Here is a 264-nt window from a genome sequence, read left to right on the forward strand (position 1 = left end):
GTTCGTCAAGCAGAGAAAAAACGGACGCTCGACCATCACTTGAAAGTAAAGACGAGCGACGACTTGTATGAACAGTTGAAAGCTGTCGCAGGTGGCGAATCATGAGCCAGTGGGAATCATTGTTAGGCCTTGCTGCTCGAGCGAGGAAAGTAACGATGGGAGAAGAGTTTGTATTAAAGGATGTACGAGCAGGTCGTGCCAAGCTCGTCATTCTAGCCGGAGATGCAGGTGCCTCGACGAAAAAACGAGTCACTGACAAATGTG

The 264-nt window shown here is 49.2% G+C and carries 1 protein-coding gene; it reads left to right on the forward strand.

Annotated features, from left to right (window positions below; translation table 11 throughout):
• Positions 1–101: 101 nt before the first annotated feature.
• On the forward strand, positions 102–264 hold a 163-nt coding region (locus tag AC2Q9J_RS18065), incomplete at its 3' end, for a ribosomal L7Ae/L30e/S12e/Gadd45 family protein (RefSeq protein WP_499042079.1).

The organism is Planococcus sp. RAB007_Raresut (assembly GCF_057369535.1).